General features: G+C 48.7%; 1 protein-coding gene. It reads left to right on the top strand.

Annotation, left to right across the window (positions count from 1 at the left end; all coding sequences use genetic code 11):
- On the top strand, positions 1–810 hold an 810-nt coding region (locus C7B65_RS27045), incomplete at its 5' end, for a reverse transcriptase domain-containing protein (RefSeq protein ID WP_244913310.1).
- Positions 811–864 lie beyond the last annotated feature (54 nt).

Here is an 864-nt window from a genome sequence, read left to right as displayed (position 1 = left end):
GTGGTTAGCCCACTACTCGCGAACATCGCTCTCAACGGGATTGAAGACATTCATCAAAGCGTTCGGTACGCCGACGATATGGTGTTTATCCTCAAACCTCAAGACGATGCAGAGGAAATTTTGACGCGAATCAGCAAATTCTTGGCAGAACGGGGACTGAAGGTCAGTGAGCGGAAGACCAAACTTAGATGCACGACAGATGGATTCGACTTCCTAGGGTGGCACTTCAAAGTGCAAACCAACGGAAAGTTTAGAAGCGTCCCTTCGGTGGACAACTTCAAAGCATTCCGCCAGAAAGTAAAAGCCATTGTTAACCACTCAAACTATGGAGCCACGGTCAAAGCGCTCAAGCTGGCACCCGTGGTTAGAGGCTGGAGGAACTACCACCGCTTCTGCAAACTGGAGGGGTCACGATTCTCGCTGTACTTTCTCCAACACAGAGCGTACAAAGTGTTCAACAAGGAAACTAAGCAGACTCGCTACTCTACCAAGAGATTGTTAGATCAGGCATTTCCTGCCGTTCCTTACTCCGAAAACAAACACGTCAATGTCAAAGGGGAGAAATCCCCTTACGATGGCGACTTAACGTACTGGAGTGAACGTAACAGTAAACTCTATGACGGTGCGACCTCTAGAGTCCTAAAACGACAAAACCATTCCTGTACTTGTTGTGGATACAAGATGACCTCTGAGGAACAGGTTCACCTGCATCATAAAGATGGAAATCACCACAACTGGAAAGCGACAAATCTGGAGGCTCTACACGAGTCCTGCCATAATTACGCACACAGGAGCAAAGGCACAGCCTGATTGAATCGGGAGCCGTGTGCGGGAAAACTTGCACGCACGGATCTAACTGGGAGG

The sequence above is a fragment of the Phormidesmis priestleyi ULC007 genome (genome assembly GCF_003003695.1).
GTDB lineage: Bacteria > Cyanobacteriota > Cyanobacteriia > Leptolyngbyales > Leptolyngbyaceae > Phormidesmis_A > Phormidesmis_A priestleyi_A.
This window is presented reverse-complemented; position numbering and strand designations above follow the sequence as displayed.